General features: G+C 35.1%; 18 protein-coding genes and 1 pseudogene. 11 read left to right on the forward strand and 8 right to left on the reverse strand.

What is annotated here, in order from left to right:
* Positions 1–41 precede the first annotated feature (41 nt).
* From QOL71_RS03090 to QOL71_RS03100, 3 genes are read right to left on the reverse strand one after another with little or no spacing between them, the layout of a single operon-like run.
* Positions 42–917 (reverse strand): heme/hemin ABC transporter substrate-binding protein, encoded by an 876-nt coding sequence (locus QOL71_RS03090; RefSeq protein ID WP_283415505.1) that lies wholly within the window; start codon positions 915–917, stop codon positions 42–44.
* A gap of 16 nt (positions 918–933) precedes the next feature.
* The gene (locus QOL71_RS03095; RefSeq protein ID WP_283415506.1) at positions 934–2,046 is read right to left on the reverse strand and encodes an HmuY family protein; all 1,113 of its coding nucleotides are present in this window, start codon (positions 2,044–2,046) and stop codon (positions 934–936) included.
* A 10-nt stretch (positions 2,047–2,056) separates the two neighbouring features.
* A complete protein-coding gene (locus tag QOL71_RS03100; protein ID WP_283415507.1) occupies positions 2,057–4,159 on the reverse strand; it encodes a TonB-dependent receptor plug domain-containing protein in 2,103 nt (700 codons plus the stop codon).
* A gap of 104 nt (positions 4,160–4,263) precedes the next feature.
* Here QOL71_RS03100 and QOL71_RS03105 point away from each other — a divergent pair, with 104 nt between their 5' ends.
* From QOL71_RS03105 to QOL71_RS03115, 3 genes are all read left to right on the forward strand, one after another.
* Positions 4,264–5,550, forward strand: a complete 1,287-nt coding sequence (locus QOL71_RS03105) for a T9SS type A sorting domain-containing protein (protein ID WP_283415508.1) — start codon at positions 4,264–4,266, stop codon at positions 5,548–5,550.
* A gap of 106 nt (positions 5,551–5,656) precedes the next feature.
* On the forward strand, positions 5,657–6,367 hold the full coding sequence (gene lipB / locus QOL71_RS03110; protein ID WP_283415509.1) for a lipoyl(octanoyl) transferase LipB: 711 nt from the start codon (positions 5,657–5,659) through the stop codon (positions 6,365–6,367).
* Positions 6,364–7,419, forward strand: coding sequence for a hypothetical protein (locus QOL71_RS03115; RefSeq protein WP_283415510.1), 1,056 nt, complete (start codon positions 6,364–6,366; stop codon positions 7,417–7,419). The genes lipB and QOL71_RS03115 overlap by 4 nt, the downstream gene beginning before the upstream one ends.
* A 20-nt stretch (positions 7,420–7,439) precedes the next feature.
* Here QOL71_RS03115 and QOL71_RS03120 read toward each other — a convergent pair whose 3' ends face one another.
* A complete protein-coding gene (locus QOL71_RS03120; protein WP_283415511.1) occupies positions 7,440–8,795 on the reverse strand; it encodes a deoxyguanosinetriphosphate triphosphohydrolase in 1,356 nt (451 codons plus the stop codon).
* A 71-nt stretch (positions 8,796–8,866) separates the two neighbouring features.
* Here QOL71_RS03120 and QOL71_RS03125 point away from each other — a divergent pair, with 71 nt between their 5' ends.
* The 3 genes from QOL71_RS03125 (at position 8,867) to QOL71_RS03135 (ending at position 11,340) form a co-directional block, all read left to right on the forward strand.
* Positions 8,867–9,601 carry a DNA-formamidopyrimidine glycosylase family protein gene (locus QOL71_RS03125; RefSeq protein WP_283415512.1) on the forward strand — a complete coding sequence of 245 codons (735 nt, stop codon included), beginning with the start codon at positions 8,867–8,869 and terminating at the stop codon, positions 9,599–9,601.
* Positions 9,602–9,693: 92 nt separating this feature from the next.
* Positions 9,694–10,611, forward strand: a complete 918-nt coding sequence (locus tag QOL71_RS03130; RefSeq protein WP_283415513.1) for a T9SS type A sorting domain-containing protein — start codon at positions 9,694–9,696, stop codon at positions 10,609–10,611.
* Between the two features lie 60 nt (positions 10,612–10,671).
* Positions 10,672–11,340 carry a DUF2461 domain-containing protein gene (locus QOL71_RS03135; protein ID WP_283415514.1) on the forward strand — a complete coding sequence of 223 codons (669 nt, stop codon included), beginning with the start codon at positions 10,672–10,674 and terminating at the stop codon, positions 11,338–11,340.
* A 51-nt stretch (positions 11,341–11,391) separates the two neighbouring features.
* Here QOL71_RS03135 and QOL71_RS03140 read toward each other — a convergent pair whose 3' ends face one another.
* The 4 genes from QOL71_RS03140 to QOL71_RS03155 all read right to left on the reverse strand — a co-directional run bounded on the left by QOL71_RS03140 (position 11,392) and on the right by QOL71_RS03155 (position 16,853).
* Complete coding sequence (locus tag QOL71_RS03140) at positions 11,392–12,864, reverse strand: porin (RefSeq protein WP_283415515.1); 1,473 nt, start codon at positions 12,862–12,864, stop codon at positions 11,392–11,394.
* A gap of 23 nt (positions 12,865–12,887) precedes the next feature.
* Positions 12,888–14,855, reverse strand: a complete 1,968-nt coding sequence (locus QOL71_RS03145; RefSeq protein ID WP_283415516.1) for a KUP/HAK/KT family potassium transporter — start codon at positions 14,853–14,855, stop codon at positions 12,888–12,890.
* A gap of 224 nt (positions 14,856–15,079) precedes the next feature.
* Positions 15,080–15,757, reverse strand: a complete 678-nt coding sequence (locus QOL71_RS03150) for a response regulator (protein ID WP_283415517.1) — start codon at positions 15,755–15,757, stop codon at positions 15,080–15,082.
* Entirely contained in the window at positions 15,750–16,853 is a 1,104-nt protein-coding gene (locus tag QOL71_RS03155) for a sensor histidine kinase (protein WP_346772089.1), read from the reverse strand. Before QOL71_RS03155 ends, QOL71_RS03150 begins: the two co-directional genes overlap by 8 nt.
* A 249-nt stretch (positions 16,854–17,102) precedes the next feature.
* Between QOL71_RS03155 and QOL71_RS03160 the strand changes: the two genes are divergently transcribed.
* The 5 genes and pseudogenes from QOL71_RS03160 (at position 17,103) to QOL71_RS03180 (ending at position 22,265) form a co-directional block, all read left to right on the forward strand.
* Positions 17,103–17,699, forward strand: a complete 597-nt coding sequence (locus tag QOL71_RS03160; RefSeq protein WP_283415519.1) for a TetR/AcrR family transcriptional regulator — start codon at positions 17,103–17,105, stop codon at positions 17,697–17,699.
* 289 nt (positions 17,700–17,988) lie between these two features.
* Complete coding sequence (locus tag QOL71_RS03165) at positions 17,989–19,149, forward strand: efflux RND transporter periplasmic adaptor subunit (RefSeq protein ID WP_283415520.1); 1,161 nt, start codon at positions 17,989–17,991, stop codon at positions 19,147–19,149.
* 32 nt (positions 19,150–19,181) lie between these two features.
* Positions 19,182–19,883: pseudogene (locus tag QOL71_RS03170) on the forward strand (efflux RND transporter permease subunit); the annotation flags it as partial.
* A gap of 261 nt (positions 19,884–20,144) precedes the next feature.
* The gene (locus tag QOL71_RS03175; RefSeq protein ID WP_283415521.1) at positions 20,145–21,395 is read left to right on the forward strand and encodes a site-specific integrase; all 1,251 of its coding nucleotides are present in this window, start codon (positions 20,145–20,147) and stop codon (positions 21,393–21,395) included.
* Positions 21,396–21,476: 81 nt separating this feature from the next.
* Positions 21,477–22,265: an LEM-3-like GIY-YIG domain-containing protein gene (locus QOL71_RS03180; RefSeq protein WP_283415522.1), complete on the forward strand. Its 789-nt coding sequence runs from the start codon at positions 21,477–21,479 to the stop codon at positions 22,263–22,265.
* Positions 22,266–22,351 lie beyond the last annotated feature (86 nt).

The following is a 22,351-nucleotide window of genomic DNA, read 5'->3' on the forward strand; positions in this document are numbered from 1 at the left end:
GTTTTAGAAGAATATAGACTTATATTTTCGCTGATAAAAATTTATTTTGAAGATTCTATTAATAATCTGTTCAAATTCAATGCAGCTTCGCCAACTCTTGGCCCGAAGGACGATAATAATCCACCATCCAAAGCAATGATTTTCTTATTCTTACCGGCATTGGTCTGAGAAACGCCCGGCATTTTAAGAGCTCCTTCTGCGCCGCCAGAGCCTTGCAAACCGCTTGTGAAGAATAACAATACATCCGGATTTGATTGTATAACGGCTTCCGGCGTCAAGGGTTTAAAATCTTCGAAATCATTAGCTGCATTTTGCCCTCCTGCAATTTCTATAATGCTTGCCATTGGCGTATTTTTCCCTGCAACCATCATCATATTACCTCTTGCATAGATGAAAAGAACTTTTGGCTTTTTAACAATTGGCCGGATTTGTTTTACATCAGTATCAATTTTATCTAATAATGCCTGCTGATTGGTATTTCCTAAAGCTTTTGCAACCTGGTCAATCAATTTTTTGGTTCCATTGATTGAAAACTCCTGATTGAATAATTCGGTTTGAATTCCGGAAGATTTGATTTTTTCCAGCAGGTCCGGATTGATATCTTTACTGGAAGTCAAAATCAAAGTTGGATTGAGCTTCATGATCGGTTCAACAGTCATTGAACGGACATGGCCAAGATTCTCTGCCGTTTTCTCAAGGCTTCCCGGGTAAGTGCTTGTAACGTCTATTCCAACGATTTCTTTTTCATGTCCAAGAGCCGCGACAATCTCTGTAACGCCACCGCTGATACTTACAATCCTTTGGCTGGAAATAGGAGTTTTTGTTTCTTCTGATTTTGCAACTTTTGTGTCTTCTTTTTTACAGGAAAAACCTGTTAAAAGAAGTGTTGATAAAATAGCTATTTTGATATTTTTCATAAGCTTATTGATTGATTTAAAGTATTTCGTATTCAAATTGTGGATAGCCTCTTTCTCCTTTATCATTCATCATTTTGTTGAATCTTAGTTTAAAGAAAAAACCTTCTGCATCTTTTATTATATAAAATCGATCTCCGTAAACTTGTGCTCCATTACTTCCTGTAACTGTTCGCCAATGATCTCCAATAGCTCTTTGATCATTAAAAATAAATTTAGAAGCATCAATATCACTTGTTTTGAAATTGTTATAATATTGATCCGCATTAGTTCCAGCAGGAATATTAACTTGATATACACCAACACCATCGGTGATATTACTAATTACAAAGTCCGCATAGACGTAGCTTCCAGCAGAAACTCCCGGTGAATAAAAAACTTCATTAGTAAAAACTGTAAAACCTATATCCCAATTTTTTCTTTTTGGTTGAATTGTAACTTCCTTACCATTCTTCAAACTGAAAAAATTAAGCGTATAATCTGAATTTTTTGTAAGAATATACTCCATATGAGGATTGGCAGAACTCAGATCTCTGTATTTCAGTTTATAGCCTGTATTAGCTCTTGTAATCTGCAAAAGATACCAACCTCTTTCATTACCTCCCGTAATTGCTGAACCCGGTGTTATAGTTCCATTATAGATATCTCTACCCATATTGATGAGGTATACGGGATTGTCTCTATCACTAGCATTAATAGGAGCTATACCTGTCGTCTGAGTTAGAAACATTCCGTTGGGATTATCTACATATTGAAGATTAGAAGCAAGAAAACTTCCTACCATTATTTCGTTTTGTAATGAAGCAACCTGAGCAGATGTAATTGCATCAATATCAGTTGCATCGGGTATTTTGCCAGCCGCCATTATAATTGAACCATTTATGACAACACGAAATTCATCTCCGGAATAGAAGCCTAAATCCCAATCTGTTCTTAAATTAGAGGTCATACTCCTGTCTTTAGGCTCCGAAAGATCAACCCAAACTTGATTTCCTTGTTTTGCACCCCCTAAATCCGGATCTAATGTCTGTCCTGTAATTGGTGGAACACTTACTGGATCATCATCTGCTGCCAAACAGGACTGAAGGCAGATTACAAAAGATAAAATGAATAAAATCTTTACTAATTTCATTACTGTTTTTTTAAAATTGATAGGTTAATCTTGCTATATAACTTCTTCCGTAGAAAAGATTGCTAACACCTGTAGATATCTCGTGCCCAACTGAATTAACAGCAGTATTACTGACGGAAGTCACATCGAAAATATTCTTAACACCTACAGACAAATCAAATTGATTTTTCCATAATGGCTGTGTTACAATAAAATCCATCATATGAAAATCACCCATTTTTCCAAGGTCATAACCCGTTCCATTGGAAACATATCTCTGTTCTTCCCCAGAATATTTATAGTACAATGCGAATTGAGTCTGGAATTTTTTAAGACTGTAAGTTGCGGATGCACCTGCCTGTAGATTATATTTAAAATCTGTCGGAGAAGTTTGGGCCAAGTCTATCATTTCTCGGGAAATACCGTTAACTGAAGCTTTTAGCCTAAATACGAACTGATCTTTCCTAAAATCCACATTTGCTGAAAACAATAAGCTTTTATAAGCGTTGATATTCAAATATTTAAATGTAGAAGGAAGTTTTATAGTTACAAGTTCTATTCTATCTTTCACATCCATATATAATGCATTTAGACTATAGGCAATTTTCCAATTGCCGGTTGTTGAAAAATTCTGATCCCAAAACATTCCAACAGAAAAACCTTTTTCAGGATCTAAATCAGGATTACCCTGGACATCGTGATTAGTATTCACAAAATACATGAATAGCTCTTCGTAAGTTGGATATCTGTTTGCACTACCAAAAACACCACGGATATTAGAATTTTCGGATGTTTTATATCTTGCGGATAAGGAATAATTGAATTGATTTTCAAATCTATCGCTCAAAGAAAGCCGTGCGCCTGGTCTTAATGTCAATTTGTCATTCACATTCCATTCGGCAGAGATGAAATTAGCATAAGTAAAAATTTTCCTTTTAATGATATTATTGCCTAAGCCTTCTAATGCAATGAGCGCAGCATAACCATTAGTATGATCCAACTCATAACCTAACTGGAAGTCGAACCTGTTACTATTTAGAAAATTGCTGAACATTCCTCTGGAATAGAAAACTTTCGTATCATAATAAGACAGACTTTTATCTTTTGTTCTTATACTTCTTTGAGGAATATCATAAATATAATCACGATATTGGCGATCTTGATTTTGATAAGAGAAATCACCCAAATAATGGATATTTCCCAGCTTAGTCTGAATATTGAATTGATTAATCCAACGTTCTGTATTATACTCACGATCCTTGCTTGTATAGGTCACGCCACCTTCGCCGTCATTTAATGGATCTCTTTCTACTACAGGATTGTAAAAGTTAAATTTTTCATTCAGATAAGAAATCTTATAGAACAATGATGTGTTTCCTTTAGAATATTTCAACAAAGCATTGATATCATATTGATTCTTAGGGTTCCAGTCATAACCTCTATTGTTATCTCTTTCAAAATATTTATATCCCATTTTACTGCCTTCATAACCCATAAAATCATTATGATTGAAACTCAAACTGAGATACAAATTATTATTCAGATTATATCCTATATTCAAATTTTGTATATGCCTCCCTTTCCCCCGTTTTCTCCAGCTATATCCGTCTCTTACAGATTCTTCCTGAACAGAAGCCCGAAGACTGACCTTTTGTGAAGCAGATTTTTTTGTAATAATATTGATGACTCCTGCCAAAGCTCCATTTCCATACTCCACACCCATGCTTCCTTGTACCACCTCTATACGCTCTATATTATTAAGACTTAATTTAGTAAGATCAATATTACTTCCAAGGCCTGTATCTCCGACAACCGGAATATTATCTATAAGAATCTTGACATAATTCCCGTCTAAACCAAGGATGTTGGCTGTGGAATTCCCCGACTTCGTATCAGGTGTTATCAGTATATTCAGGCTTTGATTTAATACTTCGGCAACGTTTGTAGCTGCCATATTCTTTATTTGCTGCTCATTGATTACTTCTACTTTATATATCGATTTGTTGATTGACTGAGGATTGTATTGTCCTGTAATAACAACTTCTTCAATAATTTTCTGATTAATTGAATCTTTCTGAGCAAGGACCATATTAATGGACAAAAGCCCTAAAACACTCATCATTTTCTTATCCATTAGAAATAATTTTCGACAAATATATATATTTATTTAGAATAATTAAAAATAAATATATAGTTTTGTATAATTATTCTAAATAAAAATAATATTAATAAGCAATTATGAAAACAAAACTATTTCTTGCATCAGCTCTGACTTTGGCAGTTAGTCAAACAGTATTATCACAAACAGATGAATATGGATATACTTCCGTAGAATTATCAATGGGAGCTCAGTATGCAAACAGAGTATTCTTTGATTTTTCTGAAAACAAAATCATTTCGCAACCCGCAACCGGTTGGGACATCGCTTTTTACAGAAACTCAGCAATGGATTTTGGAGAAAGAGTGAATGACGCAAACAATGTGAAAGTTTACCAGGTTTCTGCTAATCCTGCAGCATTTGATAATGTTGTACCGGGTGATAAAGCTAACTGGGGTGAGCCACTTTATAATCCGGACAAAACAGACAAGCTACAGGATGGCGCTTTTGATAATGCAACATTGTTACCATCAGGCGGCTTTAACTTCAGTTGGGGGAGTTATGACCTGAGTACTCATAAAATATTGGGAAAGGTCGTGTTTGTTCTGGAATATGGAAACGGGGATTATTACAAATTCTTTATTAATGAATATTCGTCCGGCTATACATTCAAATATGCCAAATGGAACGGAACATCTTGGGATGCAACACAAACAAGAACGATTGCCAGCGGGACAGATGATGCATATTTTAATTATTTTTCATTTACAACCGGAGCAAAAGTTGAAAACATCGAGCCTTCCAAAGCAAAATGGGATCTCATGTTCACAAGATACTGGACTTTCTATAACAATATCATGATGTATCTGATGTCCGGAACAATACAGTCACCGAACGTAACTATTGCATATGTAAAACCTGAAACTCAGGCTACATCAACTTATACTCTACCCTCTGCGGCTATTTTCTCAAAAGAGATTACAACGATTGGACATTCCTGGAAGCCAACTTCAGGAGTATATACAGATGTCGTATATTATATCAAAGAAGGCAGCAACTATTACAGAATGTATTTTACTTCTAATGGCGGTGCTTCTACAGGTAATATGTACTTCAAGTATAAAAATATTACCAGTGAACTATCTGTTGCAGATTTTGGTAAAAAAGGGACATTCGGTATTTATCCCAACCCAACAAAAGAGGATAGAAAAATTAGCATCTTATTTGATGTAAAACAAGCCGATTCCAAAAACGGTAATGTTGAAATTTTTGATTTTACCGGAAAGAAAGTTTATGAAACTGCTATCAATAACAAATCTGGTTTCTCTGCACAAGAAGTGGATGTAAAAAATCTAACCGCAGGAATCTATCTGGTAAAAATCTCATACGGAGGTCAAACAGAAACAAAAAAACTTGTTGTAAAATAAGTCATATTTCAGATTTTATTCTTTATAGTGACCACCTTCGGGTGGTTTTTGTTTTATTGTGATTTGATGAAATAATGAGTAAATTTGTAGAAATAATTCGATTACAGTGAATTCCATTATCAATAAAAAAGTAGAATTTCAGGATTTGGGAACCAAAGATTACCAGCCATCCTGGGATTATCAGGAAGAATTACTGAAAAAAAATCTCGAAACCAAAATCTTTAATCGGGAAAATCCAGACCATCAAAAAACGACCAATAATTATCTTCTTTTCGTAGAACATCCGCATGTTTATACGCTTGGGAAAAGTGGTCACGAGGAAAATCTTTTGGCTAACGAAGACAAACTGAAGGAAATCAATGCGACTTATGTCAAAGTGAATCGTGGTGGTGACATTACTTACCACGGATTTGGGCAGATTGTTGGCTACCCTATTTTGGATCTGGAAAATTTTTACACAGACATCCATCGTTACATGCGCGACTTGGAAGAAGTCATTATCCGAACCATTGCAGAATATGGACTGAAAGGAGAACGTTCCAATGGCGAAACAGGTGTCTGGCTAGATGTAGGGCAACCTTATGCAAGAAAAATCTGTGCAATGGGTGTAAAAGCATCACGTTGGGTTACAATCCATGGATTTGCTCTCAATGTAAATACAGATATGCGTTATTTCGAATACATCATCCCTTGCGGAATTACCGATAAACAAGTGACTTCCTTGAAAAGAGAATTAGAACGGGAAGTTGATATTGAAGATGTTAAAGAAAAAATCAAAAAACATTTTGTAGATGTTTTTGGCTGTGAATTGATATGAAAAAAATAATCTTCTTTTTTATTTTTAGTTTATTTGGTCTATTCGCTTCTCAGATTACAGAACCGAAATTTTTCGATGATTCCATTCTCAATCAAAAATATCCCAACTTTATAAAGTTTCAGGAGATAAAAAATTACACTCCATTCAACAATTCTTATATTGGCAGTTATTGGTTAGAATCTGTAAAAGATATTCCAGAGGAATTAGAGTCATTTTCTAACATCTTCAATTACTTAAAGTTTGAAAAAGTCCAAGATAAAATATATGCTTTGGGAGTCAATTCGCTGGGATTTTGGTTAATTATAAATGAAAATAAAAAGACTAAGCCTTATTTTATTGGTATAGCTCAAGATAAATTCATTCATATAAAAATATCATCAATATATCGGCTGATAAAAGATGATAAGCTTCAGCTCGAATGTTCAATTATAAAGCAGACTAGTTTAGGAAGCCGTCCGATGATTTCCGAGGAGGATTTTCCAAAATACAAAGCTTTAAAGGAAAATTTATTATTATCAATCGATATTAATATAATCAAGCAAGATTCTGACGGTGATGGTTACAATGATATCTTCGAAAATTATATTGGACTCAATCCCAAATCAAAAGATTCTGACAATGACGGAATCAATGATGATGTAGACTTTAATCCATTGTACAAATCAATTGATAATGAATATACAAATGCTTTTAACAAATATATAAACGGCGGCTATATTCACAAATTTGATAATTCTAAAACTGTAACGCCAATCTTTGTCAAAGAACATCAAATACAGTCAGATATTAACCCATTCAAATTCGATATTTATATTATAGAAAATACTGCACTTAAAAACATTGCCCCAAAAACGAATCGAGTCTTGTTATTTATGAAGAATAAAGACAGAAATAACTTTAATATAACAGATAGCGAATATAGAGACATTATAAAGACCAATGATAATGAATTTGAGATTACTTCTGCTTACGAAAACGGAAGCACAAGTTGTAGAATAAAAAAAGAAGGCAATGACTGGATTTTAAATTTAATAAGTGCTACTGTTTATTAAATCAATTAGAATTACTTCGCTTACATCGTCATCCCAATATCAATTCCTTTTATTTTTCTATAAAGATCAGTTGCGAAATTATCCGTCATTCCCGAAACAAAATCAATTACACCAAGGACTTTCTGATAATCTGTTCCGTCTTCATAAAAAAATTGTTTTGGAAGAAGCTTTAATGCTTTTTTATCGTAAGATTTTCTTTCATCTGTTGTTTTCAAAATTGATGGAATAAAATGATCCAATAATTCGTACATTACATTATAACCGGCATTTTCGATTTCAACAACAGCTTTATGATTGTAGATCTTTTCAATGGAAAAGGTTTCGATATCCTGCAGTGTTTTATTTTCGGATTTATAAATATCCAAAAGCCCTTTATCAAGATTTCCTTCAAGAATTTTGTTGAAGTTCGACTTATAAAGCTCAACAGATTTATTGATTAAAGCATTAATAACCTTAGCTCTAAGGTAAGATATTTGTTCATTTTCATTACTTATCGAATCCAGTTTTTGCTCTATTCTGTTAATATCGTCCGTTTCAGATTTTACCAGTTCGAAGAAAAGATTTTTACAATCGGCAGTGGAAACAATTCCTAATCTGTGTGCATCTTCCATATCAATGATATTGTAACAAATATCGTCAGCAGCTTCTACCAGCCAAACAAATGGATGTCTCCTAAAAATATATGGATTTTCATTTTCCAGGATCATCGAGGTTCCTTTTGCAATCTCCAAGAAAATATCTTTTTCATTCTGGAAAAAACCGAATTTTTTTCTGTGGATAATGCCTTTCTTTTTAGCAATCGCTTCGCAAGGATATTTTGCAATACTAGCCAAAGTTGCAAATGTCAATTGGATTCCGCCAGCATCTTTGCCTTGCTGTTGTTGTGCCAAAACTCTGATTGCATTGGCATTTCCTTCAAAATTAACCAGATCCGCCCATTCTTTTTCATTGAATTTCGATTTCAAATCGCTTTCATTCCTGTCAAAGTAACTGGCAATCGCATCTTCTCCGGAATGTCCAAAAGCAGGATTTCCTACATCATGACAAAGACAGGCTGCCGCAATCACATTTCCTAAATTATGAAGGTAAAAGTTTTTTGATTCTTCATTAAGATCACTGACAAAATTATCGTGGATAAATTCTCCTATCACACTTCCCAAACTACGACCAACAGAGGAAACTTCTAATGAATGCGTCAAACGGTTATGTACAAAAACACTTCCAGGAAGCGGAAAGACCTGCGTTTTGTTCTGCAATCTTCTGAATGCTGACGAGAAAATAATCCTGTCAAAATCCCTCTGAAAATCAGTCCTTGAAACTTTTGTGTGCGGATTATTTCCTGTGCGTTGATTGGTAAAAATTGAATTCAGATCCATAATGGATTCAAAAATAAGGGATATTTTATTTTTAAAGGAATAATATTTGATTTTTCCTGAAAAAAGTTGTTATGCCGGAAGGTCCATCCATAGTTTTGATGAAAGAAGATCTCAACAAATTTGTTGGAGAAAAGGTTACTGCTGCTGTCGGAAATGCAAAGATTGACAAAGGTATTCTTGTCGGTAAAACTTTAAACGAAATCCGACTTTATGGTAAGCAAACTTATTTAATTTTCGACGACATCAATATCAGAATTCATCTCCTCATGTTTGGATCTTACGAGATTGATAAACAGACAAAACCTGACAAAAATCTTCGTCTAGGATTAAGTTTCAAAAACGGAAAAATGCTTTTCTTCACTTGTTCTGTTAAGCTTTTACCCAATGACTTCCTGAAAACTATCGATTGGGAAGCTGATGTGATGAGTGACATTTGGAACCCTGAAAAAGCCAAATTCAAATTAAAATCCAATCCCGAAATGATGGTTTGCGACGCGCTGATGAATCAGGATATTTTCTCCGGTGTCGGCAATATCATCAAGAATGAAGTACTTTTCAGAATTGCCGTTCAGCCGGAAAGTTTGCTTGGACATCTTCCTGCAAAAAAAATAAATGAGCTGATCAAAGAATCCAGAAATTACAGCTTCGATTTTCTGAAATGGAAACGGGAATTCACTTTGAAAAAAAACTGGAAAGCGCATCACCAAAAGAATTGTCCAAAATGCGGAAAACCTTTGACAAGTAAAATCACAGGCAAGTCCAAACGGAGAAGTTTCTATTGCGAAACCGACCAAAAATTATACTAAAATCTGTTCTTTTTAGCGAAAACTTAGAATTAAAAGGCTTTTATGAATTTGATTTGAATTTAATTTTGCTTATCATTGGCAAAATTTAGTTTATGAAAAATAAATACTTATTAATTCTATCATTAGTTTCATCATTTGCTTTTGCGCAACAAACCATTTCTTTTGAAGCTTCAGAAGGTTATACTGCTGGAGATATCAATGGACAAAATGGTTGGGAAGTTACACTTAACAATGATGAAGCTCCTATCAACAATCAAACGATTTCTACAGAAAAAGCTTTTGAGGGAACTCAATCTTTGAAAATAAGTGTAGATGAAGCGGAAGATTTTGGTTGGTTTCCTATCTATGGTGCAGCTAAACTATTTGATAGAGCTTATAATTTTCAACATACAATCGTAGATTTTGATGTTTTTATTACAGAATTAGAAGGCTCTACATTTGAGTTTGGAACTTTTGGAGTTGTAGATACAGATGAATTTATGCCGGTTTCTATCTACTCTTTCAACTACACAGGTAATCTGGAAGTAGTAAATGATGAAGATTATGGCTATGAAAGTACCGATTTTACTTGGGAAGCCAACAGATGGTATCATCTAAGATCAGAAACCAATAGCAACGAAATCAAATTTTACATTGATGGGGCATTAATCAAAACGATTCCGAATTTTGCTCAAACTAATATTACAGGCGTTAATTTTGTTCACGATAACTTTAGTGGAAGTGCTTATATTGATAATCTAAAAATCAATGATCAAATACTAGCCGTAAATGATGTAACGAAAGCCAACATCAAATTATATCCAAATCCAGTCAAAGATATTTTAAAAATCAATCTTTCAAATAACGAAAGCATCAGCGAAATCAACATCTATAATGTTGCCGGACAAAAGCTGAAAACGGTTTCTAAACAAACTGAAATTAATGTGGAAAGTCTATCAAAAGGTGTTTATTTGATTGATATCAAAACAGATAAAAACAAAACTTACAAATCCAAATTCATCAAACAATAAATCTTAATCCTGCTTTCATCGGCAGGATTTTTTATTAATTTTATCTAAAATATTATTCTGATGAAAAACCTTATCAAGCCGGAAACGCTTAACTTTCTTTCAACTCTGGAAATCAATAATAACAGAGAATGGTTTAATGAGAACAAACAGCTTTATCTAAATGCTAAAGAGAATGTTGAAAATGCAGTCAATGAGATTATTTCCGGTGTTTCGGAATTTGATAAAAGTGTTGAACGACTGGAAGCTAAGAATTGTATTTTCAGAATCTATAAAGACACAAGATTCTCTAAAGATAAAACGCCTTACAAAACCAACATCGGTGCATCGTTGGTAGAAAAAGGACCGAAAACTTTGAATCACGCCGGTTATTACATTCATCTTGAACCTAACAAATCTTTCCTGGCTGGCGGTGTTTATATGACCGAACCAAAAAACCTAAAATCCATCCGTGAAAAAATCAGTTCCGAAGGTGATGAATTTCTGAAAATCCTCAACAAAAAATCCTTCAAAGATCAACTGGAATTACGAGGCGATAAACTGGTAAAAGTGCCGCAAGGTTTTGACAAAGAAAATCCAATGGGCGATTATCTCAAATTCAAGCAATTCACGGTTTTTCATCCGCTTTCTGATGAAGATGTTCAGGAAGGAAACTTTGTTAAAAATACCGTTAAAGTTTTTAAGGAAATTTATCCCTTTAATCAGTTTCTTAATGACGCTATAGGAAAATAATCACATTGATAAACACAAAGTAGAAGCTTTTTTATTAAGCTTCTACTTTTTTTAAAGTCTAAACAAAATTGCCAGAATCAATCGATTCTCTCTTTTGACCAAATCAGGTCGCCAATTCGGGTCCAGTTCAGAAACCGTGTAACCTGTCTGCGAAGTCACACCTCCGTGACCAGCAAAATAAGGAACATTAGCTTCGCGATGAACAAATTCCAAACGGAATGTAATGCTTTGATTCGGCATATAATCTAAGTTGGTAGAAAGATCCCAGCCTTCAAACTGATCTCCCGGATTAGCTGAGAATGGGAATGCGCCTTCTGTCTGTGTAGGATTGTTCGGATTGGGTAATGGGCTTGCCTGTCCAGTTGGATAAAGAACCAAATACCGTCCGGGATTTTTCATCCAGCCGCCACCAACAGTCCAGGCCATTTTATCTTTCGCAAACCAGACCCTGTTGTAAAACATTGCACTTAAGAAATATTGTGCTGGTTTGTCCGGATCATTATTATTGAAACCATTCACACCGCCGCCTTTTTCAAAACCGATATCTCCTGTAAGAGAAAACGCCATTTTAGTAATCCCGTCAGATTTTGGTCTGTTGTAGTAGCGCCACAAAACACTGTTGTCACTGTGAAATCTTTTTCTGTCCGGAATCAATGCCGCATCGGAGCCGTAATAATTATTCGTGATTAATTTCAGATTACTGTTAGGAATATAAGTCACATTAGCTCCAAATCCCGGCATCGCATTGAATCGCCCGTAACTCTGCCAGCCGTTGATAATCCAGGGTTCGATTTTTAAATTCCTGGTCGGAAATATCTGAATCCTTAATCCATTAAAAAACCAAGGTGTATTATCTGAAGTGAACGATGCCTGATATTCCCAATTCTCAGCCTGATAAAAAGAATTGAGTCCAATATAAGACATAAACAAACCTGCGTCAATATTGATTCCGTACCATTTGTTGATATGGATTCCGGCATTGGCTTCGCTCAGATATCGATAAACGTCATTCAGTTTATATTGTCCGCGGTAAGGGCTGTAATCGTTTCTAGGAATGACGACTGAACGTGTTCCAAACTGCGTCATGATTCTCGCTCTTGCATTTTTGTAATAGAAATCGCCGCCAAAATGTAAAGCCGCAATCTGAACCTCATTATGCCTTGCAACGGCTGTGCTTCCAATCGCCGTATTATCAATCGGGTTATTGAAAGAATAATTGTAATTGACATCCACCAAAATACTCGGAACAAAGAACTGGTTATCCTTCCATATATTTTTAGTTCGTCTGTCGCTTCCGTTTGCCCAGCTCATATCGAGACCTTCAAATGGTTCTCCGAATTGTTTATTGACTTTCGGTAATTCAGTATCGGTTGTATCAATTTTAGAATTGGTTTGAAGTTTCAAACTATCAAGAATTTCTTTTTTGACTTGCTGAACAATACTTCTTTTATCAGTTTCTGTTAAAGTTTGAGCATTACTGTTCAGTGACCATAAGCACAAGGCTATGATGATATTTTTTTTCATTGGATTAATGATAAAATTTAGGTTTATAAAATAGGCTGAGTTTTGATTTCTCGTTTCAAATCGATTTTCGAAACAGGCTGGTAAACCAAAGGCGTGTGTTCTATCACAACATCACTTTTGTCCAACCCAAATGCTGCTTCATCGCTTTGACCAAGTCGCTTCAGAAAGAAATAGGAATTAAGTAAAACACCTTCTCTCAAAGCAAATTCATTTTCCACGGATAGGAATTTTTCTATGATGACAAATTTGAAATCCGGTTCGTTGTTATACTTGGAAGAACCATCCGGACGAATATGAAGATTGAGTTCTTTGCAATTGACCAAATCCTGCATAATTTTTTTGAAATACAATTCGGTTTTTGGCTGAATCCTGAATCCGATATTGATATTAACTTTAATAACTTTATCATCCACCAATTCCGAAATATTATAAGACAAAGTATAAGGTTCTTCTGTCCTATTAATATGAAGAAACCAATAGACATCTGCTTTTTTAGGATTTTTTGAAAAGATAGATTTGATGATTTTTTCTTCTATCTGGTGACGATGATTGGCCTTCGTCAAATAAACCAAATGCGTTGCAAACTTTGGAATATCCTGGTCTGAGCTTAACTCCTTGATTTGAGGGACAAATTGTCCAAGGTCAACAAACTTCGTAAATCTATTGTTGATTTTTCTTGCAAAAAACCAGACATACATTGTCATAAAAATGAATAACTCGAAGAACAAAAACATCCATCTCTCCTTAATTTTAGCAACGTTAGCAATGAAAAATGAAATCTCAACCGTCGCAAATAAAATCAATAATCCGAAGACTAAAAACTTGTTCCATTTCAATCTGTAAATCAGGAAGTAACAAAGCAGAATCGTTGTCATCATCATTGCAATCGTAATACTGAAACCATAAGCCGCTTCCATATGTGTCGAAGACTGGAAATAGACAATCATCAGAATACAACCAGCCCAAAGGATATTATTCACACTCGGGATATAGATCTGACCTTTGATATTGGAAGGTTGTCTTACCGCTACTCTAGTCCAGAAATTAAGATTCATCGCTTCACTGATTAGTGTATAACTTCCACTGATTAGAGCCTGAGAAGCAATGACTGTGGCAACTGTCGCAATAATAATCCCAGGAATTAAAAACCAATCAGGCATTATTTCGTAAAAAAGATTTCTTCCATCGAGAGCCGTTCCGCCTTCATTCAATAACCAAGCTGCCTGTCCCAGATAACATGAAATCAAACAAACTTTCACAAACATCCAGGTGATTCTGATATTCTTTTTACCACAATGTCCAAGGTCAGAATACAACGCTTCCGCTCCTGTTGTACAAAGAAAAACCGCTCCTAAAAGCCAAAATCCGTGAGGATAATTAACCAATAATTCATAAGCATAATGTGGACTCAAAGCTTTGATTACTGATGGAAACCGGATAATTTGTGAAATTCCCAAAATAAATAGCATTGCAAACCAAATTGCCATTACAGGACCGAAAACCCGACCAATCTTATGCGTTCCGAATCTTTGAAAAAAGAATAATAAAGAAAGAATTACAATGACAATCGGTACCGTTGGAATATGTTCCAGGCCTTTAACCATTTCCAGACCTTCAACTGCTGAAGCTACGGAAATCGGAGGCGTGATAATTCCATCTGCTAATAATGTGGTTGCGCCAAGAATTGTCGGAATTGCCAGCCATTTTCCGTAACGGCGAACTAATGCATACAATGAAAAAATTCCGCCTTCGCCAGCATTATCGGCTTTTAAAGTCAGCCAGACATATTTGATAGTTGTTTGTAAAACCAAAGTCCAGAAGATGCAGGAAACACCTCCTAAAACCAATGTTTCCGTAATTTCTCTTTCTCCAATAACTGCTCTAAGAGCATAAAGTGGACTTGTACCGATATCGCCGTAAATAATTCCTAAGGCAACCAATAAGGAAGCAGCAGTAATCTTGCTGTTAATTCCGTTTTTTGACTTTTCCATTCATCTAATAATTGATGATGCAAAAGTGGTAAGAAGCCTATCGGTAAAAGATAAAAAGATTGAGCGTTTGTATAAAGAAAATATAAAGATTGAAATATGTTTTTGTAACACAAAGGCACAAAAGCGTTAATATTAAATACAATTTTAAGGCACAAAGCTAAATTTGAAACAAATCTTTCTGCCTTAATTATTATTAAGAATTTCCTTGTGCCATTGTGTTTAACTTACTGAAACCTGTAACCGACTCCGCTTTCGGTAATAATATGTTTCGGCTGGTTGGGATTGTCTTCAATTTTTTTACGAAGTGTTCCGACAAAAACTCTCAGATACTGCGTTTCAGTTTGATAACCAACACCCCAAATTTCTTTCAAAATGTATTGATGTGTCAGAACGCTGCCTTCGTGTTTTGCAAAAAGCGAAATCAGATTGAATTCTGTCGAGGTTAATTTAATCAGTTCATCATTTTTCTTAACCGTCCTATTGACAAGATTAATCTGCAAATCATCAATCTCAATGACAGAAGTATTTTCCTGAGTCTGATTTCTACGAATGGCTGAGCGGATACGAGCCATTAACTCTGCCGTACGAAAAGGCTTTGTCAGATAATCCGTTGCGCCATTATCCAAAGCAGAAACAATATCATTTTCGTTGTTTTGAACAGACAGAATAATAATCGCTTTATTATACCATTCTCTGAGTTCTTTCAGAATCTCGTGACCGCTTTTATCGGGCAATCCAATGTCTAACAAAATCAATTCTGGTGGATGATTGGCTGCCATAATAATACCCTGTTTTCCGGTTTCTGCCTGCAGAACTTTATAATCATTACTTTCCAAGGTGATTTCCAGCAGTTTTCGGATTTGCGGTTCATCATCTATGATAAGAATCTCGGCTTTATTCATTTTTAAGATGGTTGATATAAGACATTTCTGCAGGGATTTCTACCGTAAAAACAGCACCGCCATTTTCTTTATTATTCAATTTTATTTTTCCGTTTTGAGCTTCAACAAAACCTTTGACAATTGATAATCCTAATCCGCTTCCACCGGCCTTTGTGTTTGGAAGGCGATAAAATTTGTTAAAAACCAGATCCATCTTATCTTCGGGAAAACCATTACCATTATCAGAAATCAGAATAATTAAATTTTCCGATTGATGCCTCACTTCAATTTCAATGATTGAATTTTCAGACGTATATTGAATCGAGTTATGCAGAAGATTATGGATGATCTGTTCTGTAAATCCTTCATCGATCCTGAACAAAGGCAGTGTCTCATCGGACTGAAAAATAATCTTATGATTTTCATTAACCGATAATTTCTGAAGAACAGAATTAATCAAATCATTCATATCGCACCAATCGAATTTGGGACGTAAAATTCCATTTTCCAAGCGACTAATGTTCAAAAGGTTTTCAACCTGTCTATTCAGCCGAAATCCTGCTTTTCCAATTTCATTAAGCAAAATATTCTGATTGTCTATTGATAGTTTTTCTTTGTTTTCGTTAAGTGTATCAACTGCTCCGAGAATCGTTGCAATCGGTGTTCGCAGCTCATGAGAAAGGGAATTGAGAAGTGTGTTGTATAATTTGATTGTATTTTCTTTTTCCTCTTTATCTCGCGCTTTCTTCTCGGCTTCTCTTATTTTGAAAGTCAAAACCGCATTGACCAAAGCAATGAAAAAATAAAGAAAAAACATCAGTAGATCCTGCGTATTGTTGATATGAAAATTATAAACAGGCGGAATAAAAAAAAAGTTCCAGATCAATGCACTTAAAACTGCCGAAATAATTACCGGAACGATATCGAAAAGCATTGCGATCACAGAAACCGTCATCAGCAAAATTAATGAAGATGTTCTGTAACTTAACCAGTTTTGCAAGGAAAAACATAAGAAAGCAACCATAAGCACGGTTAAAATGCTTACGGTATATTGCTTCGTCAAGGAAATATTTTTTATTAACGGTATTTTCAATTCATTTATCAAAAAGTTGAACAAAGTTAGTTATTAACGTATAAAGATTTTGTAAAAAAAACTTTTTCATTAATTGGAAATAATTAATTTCTATAAAAACATTCTAAAATTATTAAAACTACTATTAAGTTAAAATAAAAAATCAATTCAAACCAGCCACTATACAGCGTTTTTCATAGGAATAGGTTTGATCGATGATGTTAAATTTCAAATTCTATTTGGAACTTAAACCAAAAAATTTATAATTTTGCTAACGCTGTTAGGAAAACTAAAATGGGAGTACACGAACGCCGACAAAGAGAAAAAGAATCTATACGCGCCAATATCTTGGATGCAGCTTTCTCTTTGGCTAAAACGGATGGGTGGGCTTCTCTTTCCATCAGAAAGATTGCTGATGCTATAGAATACAGCGCTCCTGTGGTTTATGATTATTTCGAAAACAAAGAAGCTATTCTCTTTGAGATATCTCTGAATGGTTTTCATAAACTACACATAGAACTGCTAAAAGCTCAGAAGAAACACGACACACCGGAAGAGCAATTGGTTGCAATTGTTGATGCTTACTGGAATTTTGCTTTCAAAAATAAGGAGTATTATCAGCTGATGTTCGGATTGGGAATGCAATGCAGCGGAAAAGGATTGATGAAAGAAGAGTTCTCTTCTTTTCAGGATTTACTGTATGATTGTACTTATGATATCATTGTTAAAAAAGGTTCAAACCCAGATAATGCCTGCCATTCTTCTCACGCATTATTTTCAGCGGTTCACGGTTTGATCTCAATTATGATGATGCGTAATGATGATATCCCTTCTACGATGAATAAGACAACACTTGATGAGACTGTTGCAGCTTATATAAAATCGTTATAATTTTTTTTTCAATTTTCAATTAACACTGTTAGGAATATTAACACAGTATTAATTTTAATTTAATTATTAAAGGAATAATATCTGATATAATAGTTTCTTTATATTAACACTGTTAGATAAAAGAACATGGTTCAGATGAATTAATTAATCATATAATAACTTTTTAAAATATGGAAACAATGTAACTCAAATGCTAATATTTTGATTTTTAACTAACAACGTTAGATAAATTAACAATATTCAATTCTATTGCACTATTACTTAAAATTAACACACTTAAAAACTTGAAATGAAAATAACTAACAATTCTAAACTTATTGTACTGATCTCGAGTATTATCTTTTTGCAAAGTTGTACAAAAGCTGCAGACAATACGGCAATGGTTTTCCCTACGCCGGAACTTCCGGTTTATACCGTTATCACTTCTCCTGCAACAACTTATCAGGAATTCCCAACCTCTTTGGAAGGAAAAAACAATGTGGAAATCCGTTCTCAGGTAGACGGTTATCTGGACAGAATCTATGTTGAAGAAGGTTCTTTTGTAAGAGCCGGACAGCCGTTATTCAAAATTGATCCACGAGTTTACGGCGAACAGATGAATATGGCTGCTGCTAACCTTCAGGCTGCCAATGCTAATATTCAAAAAGCAAAAGTAGAAGTGGATAGACTTCAGCCGTTGGTTGCAGACAAAGTCGTTTCCGATGTTCAATTGAAAACGGCAAAAGCCAATTATGCAGCAGCCGTTGCAGCAGCCGCTCAGGCAAAAGCATCGTTGGGTGGAAGTAAAATCAATGTTGGATTTACAACGATCACAGCACCCGTGAGTGGTTACATAGGAAGGATCCCTTATAAAAAAGGAAGCCTGATCTCCAGAACCGACCCTACTCCATTGACTTTGTTATCGGATATCAGCCAAATCTACGCTTATTTTTCTCTGAGTGAACTGGATTTCATTGCTTTCCAAAAGAAATATGCAGGCGCAACGCTTGAAGAAAAATTGAGGAATATGCCGGCAATTGATCTGGTCATCGCAGACGGCAGCAATTATCCAGAAAAAGGAAAAATGAGCATCATTGACGGACAATTCGATAAAACAACTGGCGCAATCAGCGTTCGTGCCGTATTCCCAAATCCAAACGGAACTTTGAGAACCGGCAATACAGGTCGTGTACGTATGCCGCAATTATTATCAGATGCAGTTGTAATTCCGCAAGAATCTACTTTCGAAATTCAGGATAAAACTTACGTCTATGTTCTTGGAAAAGATAACAAAGTGACTGGAAAACCTGTGAAAATCTCCGGCAAGACAGAACACTATTACTTTATTTCCGAAGGATTGAATAAAGGTGAAAAAATCGTATTCACCGGCATCGGAAACTTGAAAGACGGTGCGCTTATCAAACCAAAAACAATCTCTTCTGATAGCTTATTGAAAGCCAATCCTTTGTAAAAATTATTCAGAAGATTAAAAATTAAACTAGTATGTTAAAACAATTTATAGAAAGACCGGTCCTTTCAACGGTCATCTCCATTATATTATTGCTGTTGGGAGCATTGTCGGTGTTCAATCTGCCGATCACATTGTTCCCTGACATTGCACCGCCAAGTGTTCAGGTAACAGCATTTTATCCGGGTGCGAACGCCGAAGTTGTAGCCCGTTCTGTTGCCGTTCCTATCGAAGAAGCGGTAAACGGAGTTGAAAATATGACCTATATGACATCCAATTCCAGTAATGACGGAACGATGACCTTGAGCGTATTCTTCAAGCAGGGTTCCGATGCAGACAATGCCGCGGTAAACGTTCAGAACCGTGTGTCAAAAGCGATGAGCCAGCTTCCTCAAGAAGTTGTCCAGGCAGGGATTTCAACTCAAAAAGTTCAGAACAGTTTCATTATGTTTATGGGTTTGTATAGTGAAGACCCTAAGGAATATGATGAATTATTCCTGCAGAATTATATGAAAATCAATATCATTCCGCAGTTGCAACGTATCCCGGGAGTGGCTCAGGCTCAGGTTTTCGGAACCAGAGATTACTCGATGAGACTCTGGCTGAAGCCGGACCGTTTGGCGGCCAACAATCTTTCTCCGCAGGAAGTTCTGAATGCGGTAAAAGACCATAATCTGGAAGCGGCACCAGGTCGTCTTGGACAAGGGAGTAAGGAAACTTACGAATATATTTTAAAATAAAGTTTCAGTAAAAATACATCAAAGATTAATAACAGGCAAAACGGTTGTAAATAAAGACTTTACAGCCGTTTTATGATTTTTTGGTAATGAGGTAAAAAGCAGTAAAAAGCGAGGTTTGGCAAAAGTAAGGTTACTAAAACGTTACTTTTAAATATTAGAAACAATCGTTTTAAAATACTGTATTTCAGCTTTCTGCACAGTTTTTCATATTGTTCCGTAGCTCACATAGGTTTAATTTTATCATTAAGAATTGTGAGTATGGAAACGACAAAAAAATCAACATTTAAGGTATTGTTCTACCTTAAAAAGAACGCCCCAAAGAAAAACGGAAAAGTTACGGTTATGTGCAGGATTACCGTAAACGGCAAACAGTCTGCATTCAGTACAAAGCTGGATATTTCCGCAACAAATTGGGATTTGAAGTACGGCAGGGTTTTAGGTAAAAGCCGAGAAGCACAAGACACAAACAGGAAACTTGACAAAATTCGTTCGGGTATTGAGGAATGCTATTCCAAAATTCTGAAGAATGAGGGGGCTGTAAACAGTGCTAAACTTAAAAATGCCGTTCTTGGGATGGAAAGCGGAGAACTGACCTTTTTCAAATTCTATGAACAGTTCCTATCCGACTACGAGAAAAAGGTTAATAGTGGACTTCGGGTAAATGGCACACGCAGTAAATACAAAATACTTTTGAAACATCTTCGAAATTTTGCCCTTACAAAATACGGCTATTCCGATGTGTCCTTTAACGACCTTACACCTGATTTTGTGCAGGACTTTGATTACTACCTGCGTGACGACCAAAGTTTAACACACAACACCATTTGGCTGTATATGATTGGATTTACTACGCTTTGCCGATTGGCAATGAGCAGAAAGCATCTTGCTTTTAATCCATTCAGCGAATACAAGAATACCAAAAAGGATAAAGACCGCGGTTATCTATTGCGCAATGAATTGGAACAGCTCGTAACGTTCAACTGCGATAAAAAGAAAGACGAATTGGTTAAAGACCTGTTTGTTTTCAGTTGCTTTACAGGTCTTTCCTATTCAGATATGAAAGGACTTAGAAACAGTAATATTCAAGACTTTTTTGATGGCAACCAATGGATAATCGTACGCAGAAAGAAAACGGCTACATCGTCAAACGTGATGCTCTTAGATATTCCAAAAATGATTATTGAAAAATATGCAGGATTGTCAAAGGACGGAAAGGTATTTCCTGTACCATCAAATACGATTTGTAATGACAGCTTAAAGAGAATATCTCAACTGATTGACTGCCTTGTAGAAAAGAAAGTAACCTTTCACTTGGCACGTCATACCTTTGCAACACTATTTTTAAGCGAAGGTGTTCCATTGGAGAGTTTGAGCAAAATGTTAGGGCATAAAAACATTGCCACAACACAGATTTATGCCAAGATACTCAACGAGAAAGTAGGAAAGGATATGCAAAAGGTGTCTCATAAATTTAAGGGAATGGAGAGCACCTTTATTGCTCAACTTTGAAAACTAATAATACGATTAAAGAAAGCCAATGCTGTTTTGCGTTGGCTTTTTGTATTTTTACAGTCAATAGAACAACAAGTTATGATTGAACAATTTTCACAAAAGACACAAGAAGAATTAAAATATTATGTCTATATTCTAATAGATCCCAGAGATAATAAAATATTCTATGTTGGAAAAGGTTATGGTAATCGTGTATTTTTTCATATTAATGAAGCAATATTTAACCCAATCGGGACTGAAAAATTAGAGATTATAAGAGCGATAAAATTAGAAAATCTAAAAGTAAAACACTTTATAGTTCGGCACGGCATAGAAGAAAATGAAGCACTAATAGTTGAATCTGTTTTAATTGATTTTTTAACTTTTAAGGATTTTGCGGAGGTTGCGAAAATTTCAAATATTGTTGCAGGACATTATTCATTTAATCAAGGAATTAAAACGGTGAGTGAGTGTGAAATACTTTACAATTGTGAAGTGTTAAAAAAAGAAGATATTAAACATAACGTTTTAGTAATCAATATAAACAAAACATACGATAATAGACACAAAAAGAAAAGTGAGAATCCTATTTATGACAGACCAAACATTTATGAAGCAACCAGAGGTTGGTGGGTATTAGACAGAAACAGAGCAGAAAATTCAGATTTTGTTTTGGCAGAATATAAAGGCGTAATAAGAGCGGTATTTAAACCTGAAAAATGGGTTCAAGATATTGAAAATAGAGGTGTAAAAAGATGGGGCTTTGAAGGTTCAGAAGTTACTTCAAAAGAAATTCTTGATATATATATGAATAAAGAAATTCCAAAAATTAGAGGGATGGCAAATCCAATTCGTTATTTTGAAAAAATACCCGCCACCAATAGCTAAGTTTTCGTTGCGTGCGAAGCACGAACAATGAAAACCCTGTTGAACGGAAGCTTCGGGAGCTTTTTTCAACATTATGGGTTTACCGA

Origin of the sequence: Epilithonimonas pallida, from assembly GCF_900182975.1 — a bacterium.
Lineage (GTDB): Bacteria > Bacteroidota > Bacteroidia > Flavobacteriales > Weeksellaceae > Epilithonimonas > Epilithonimonas pallida.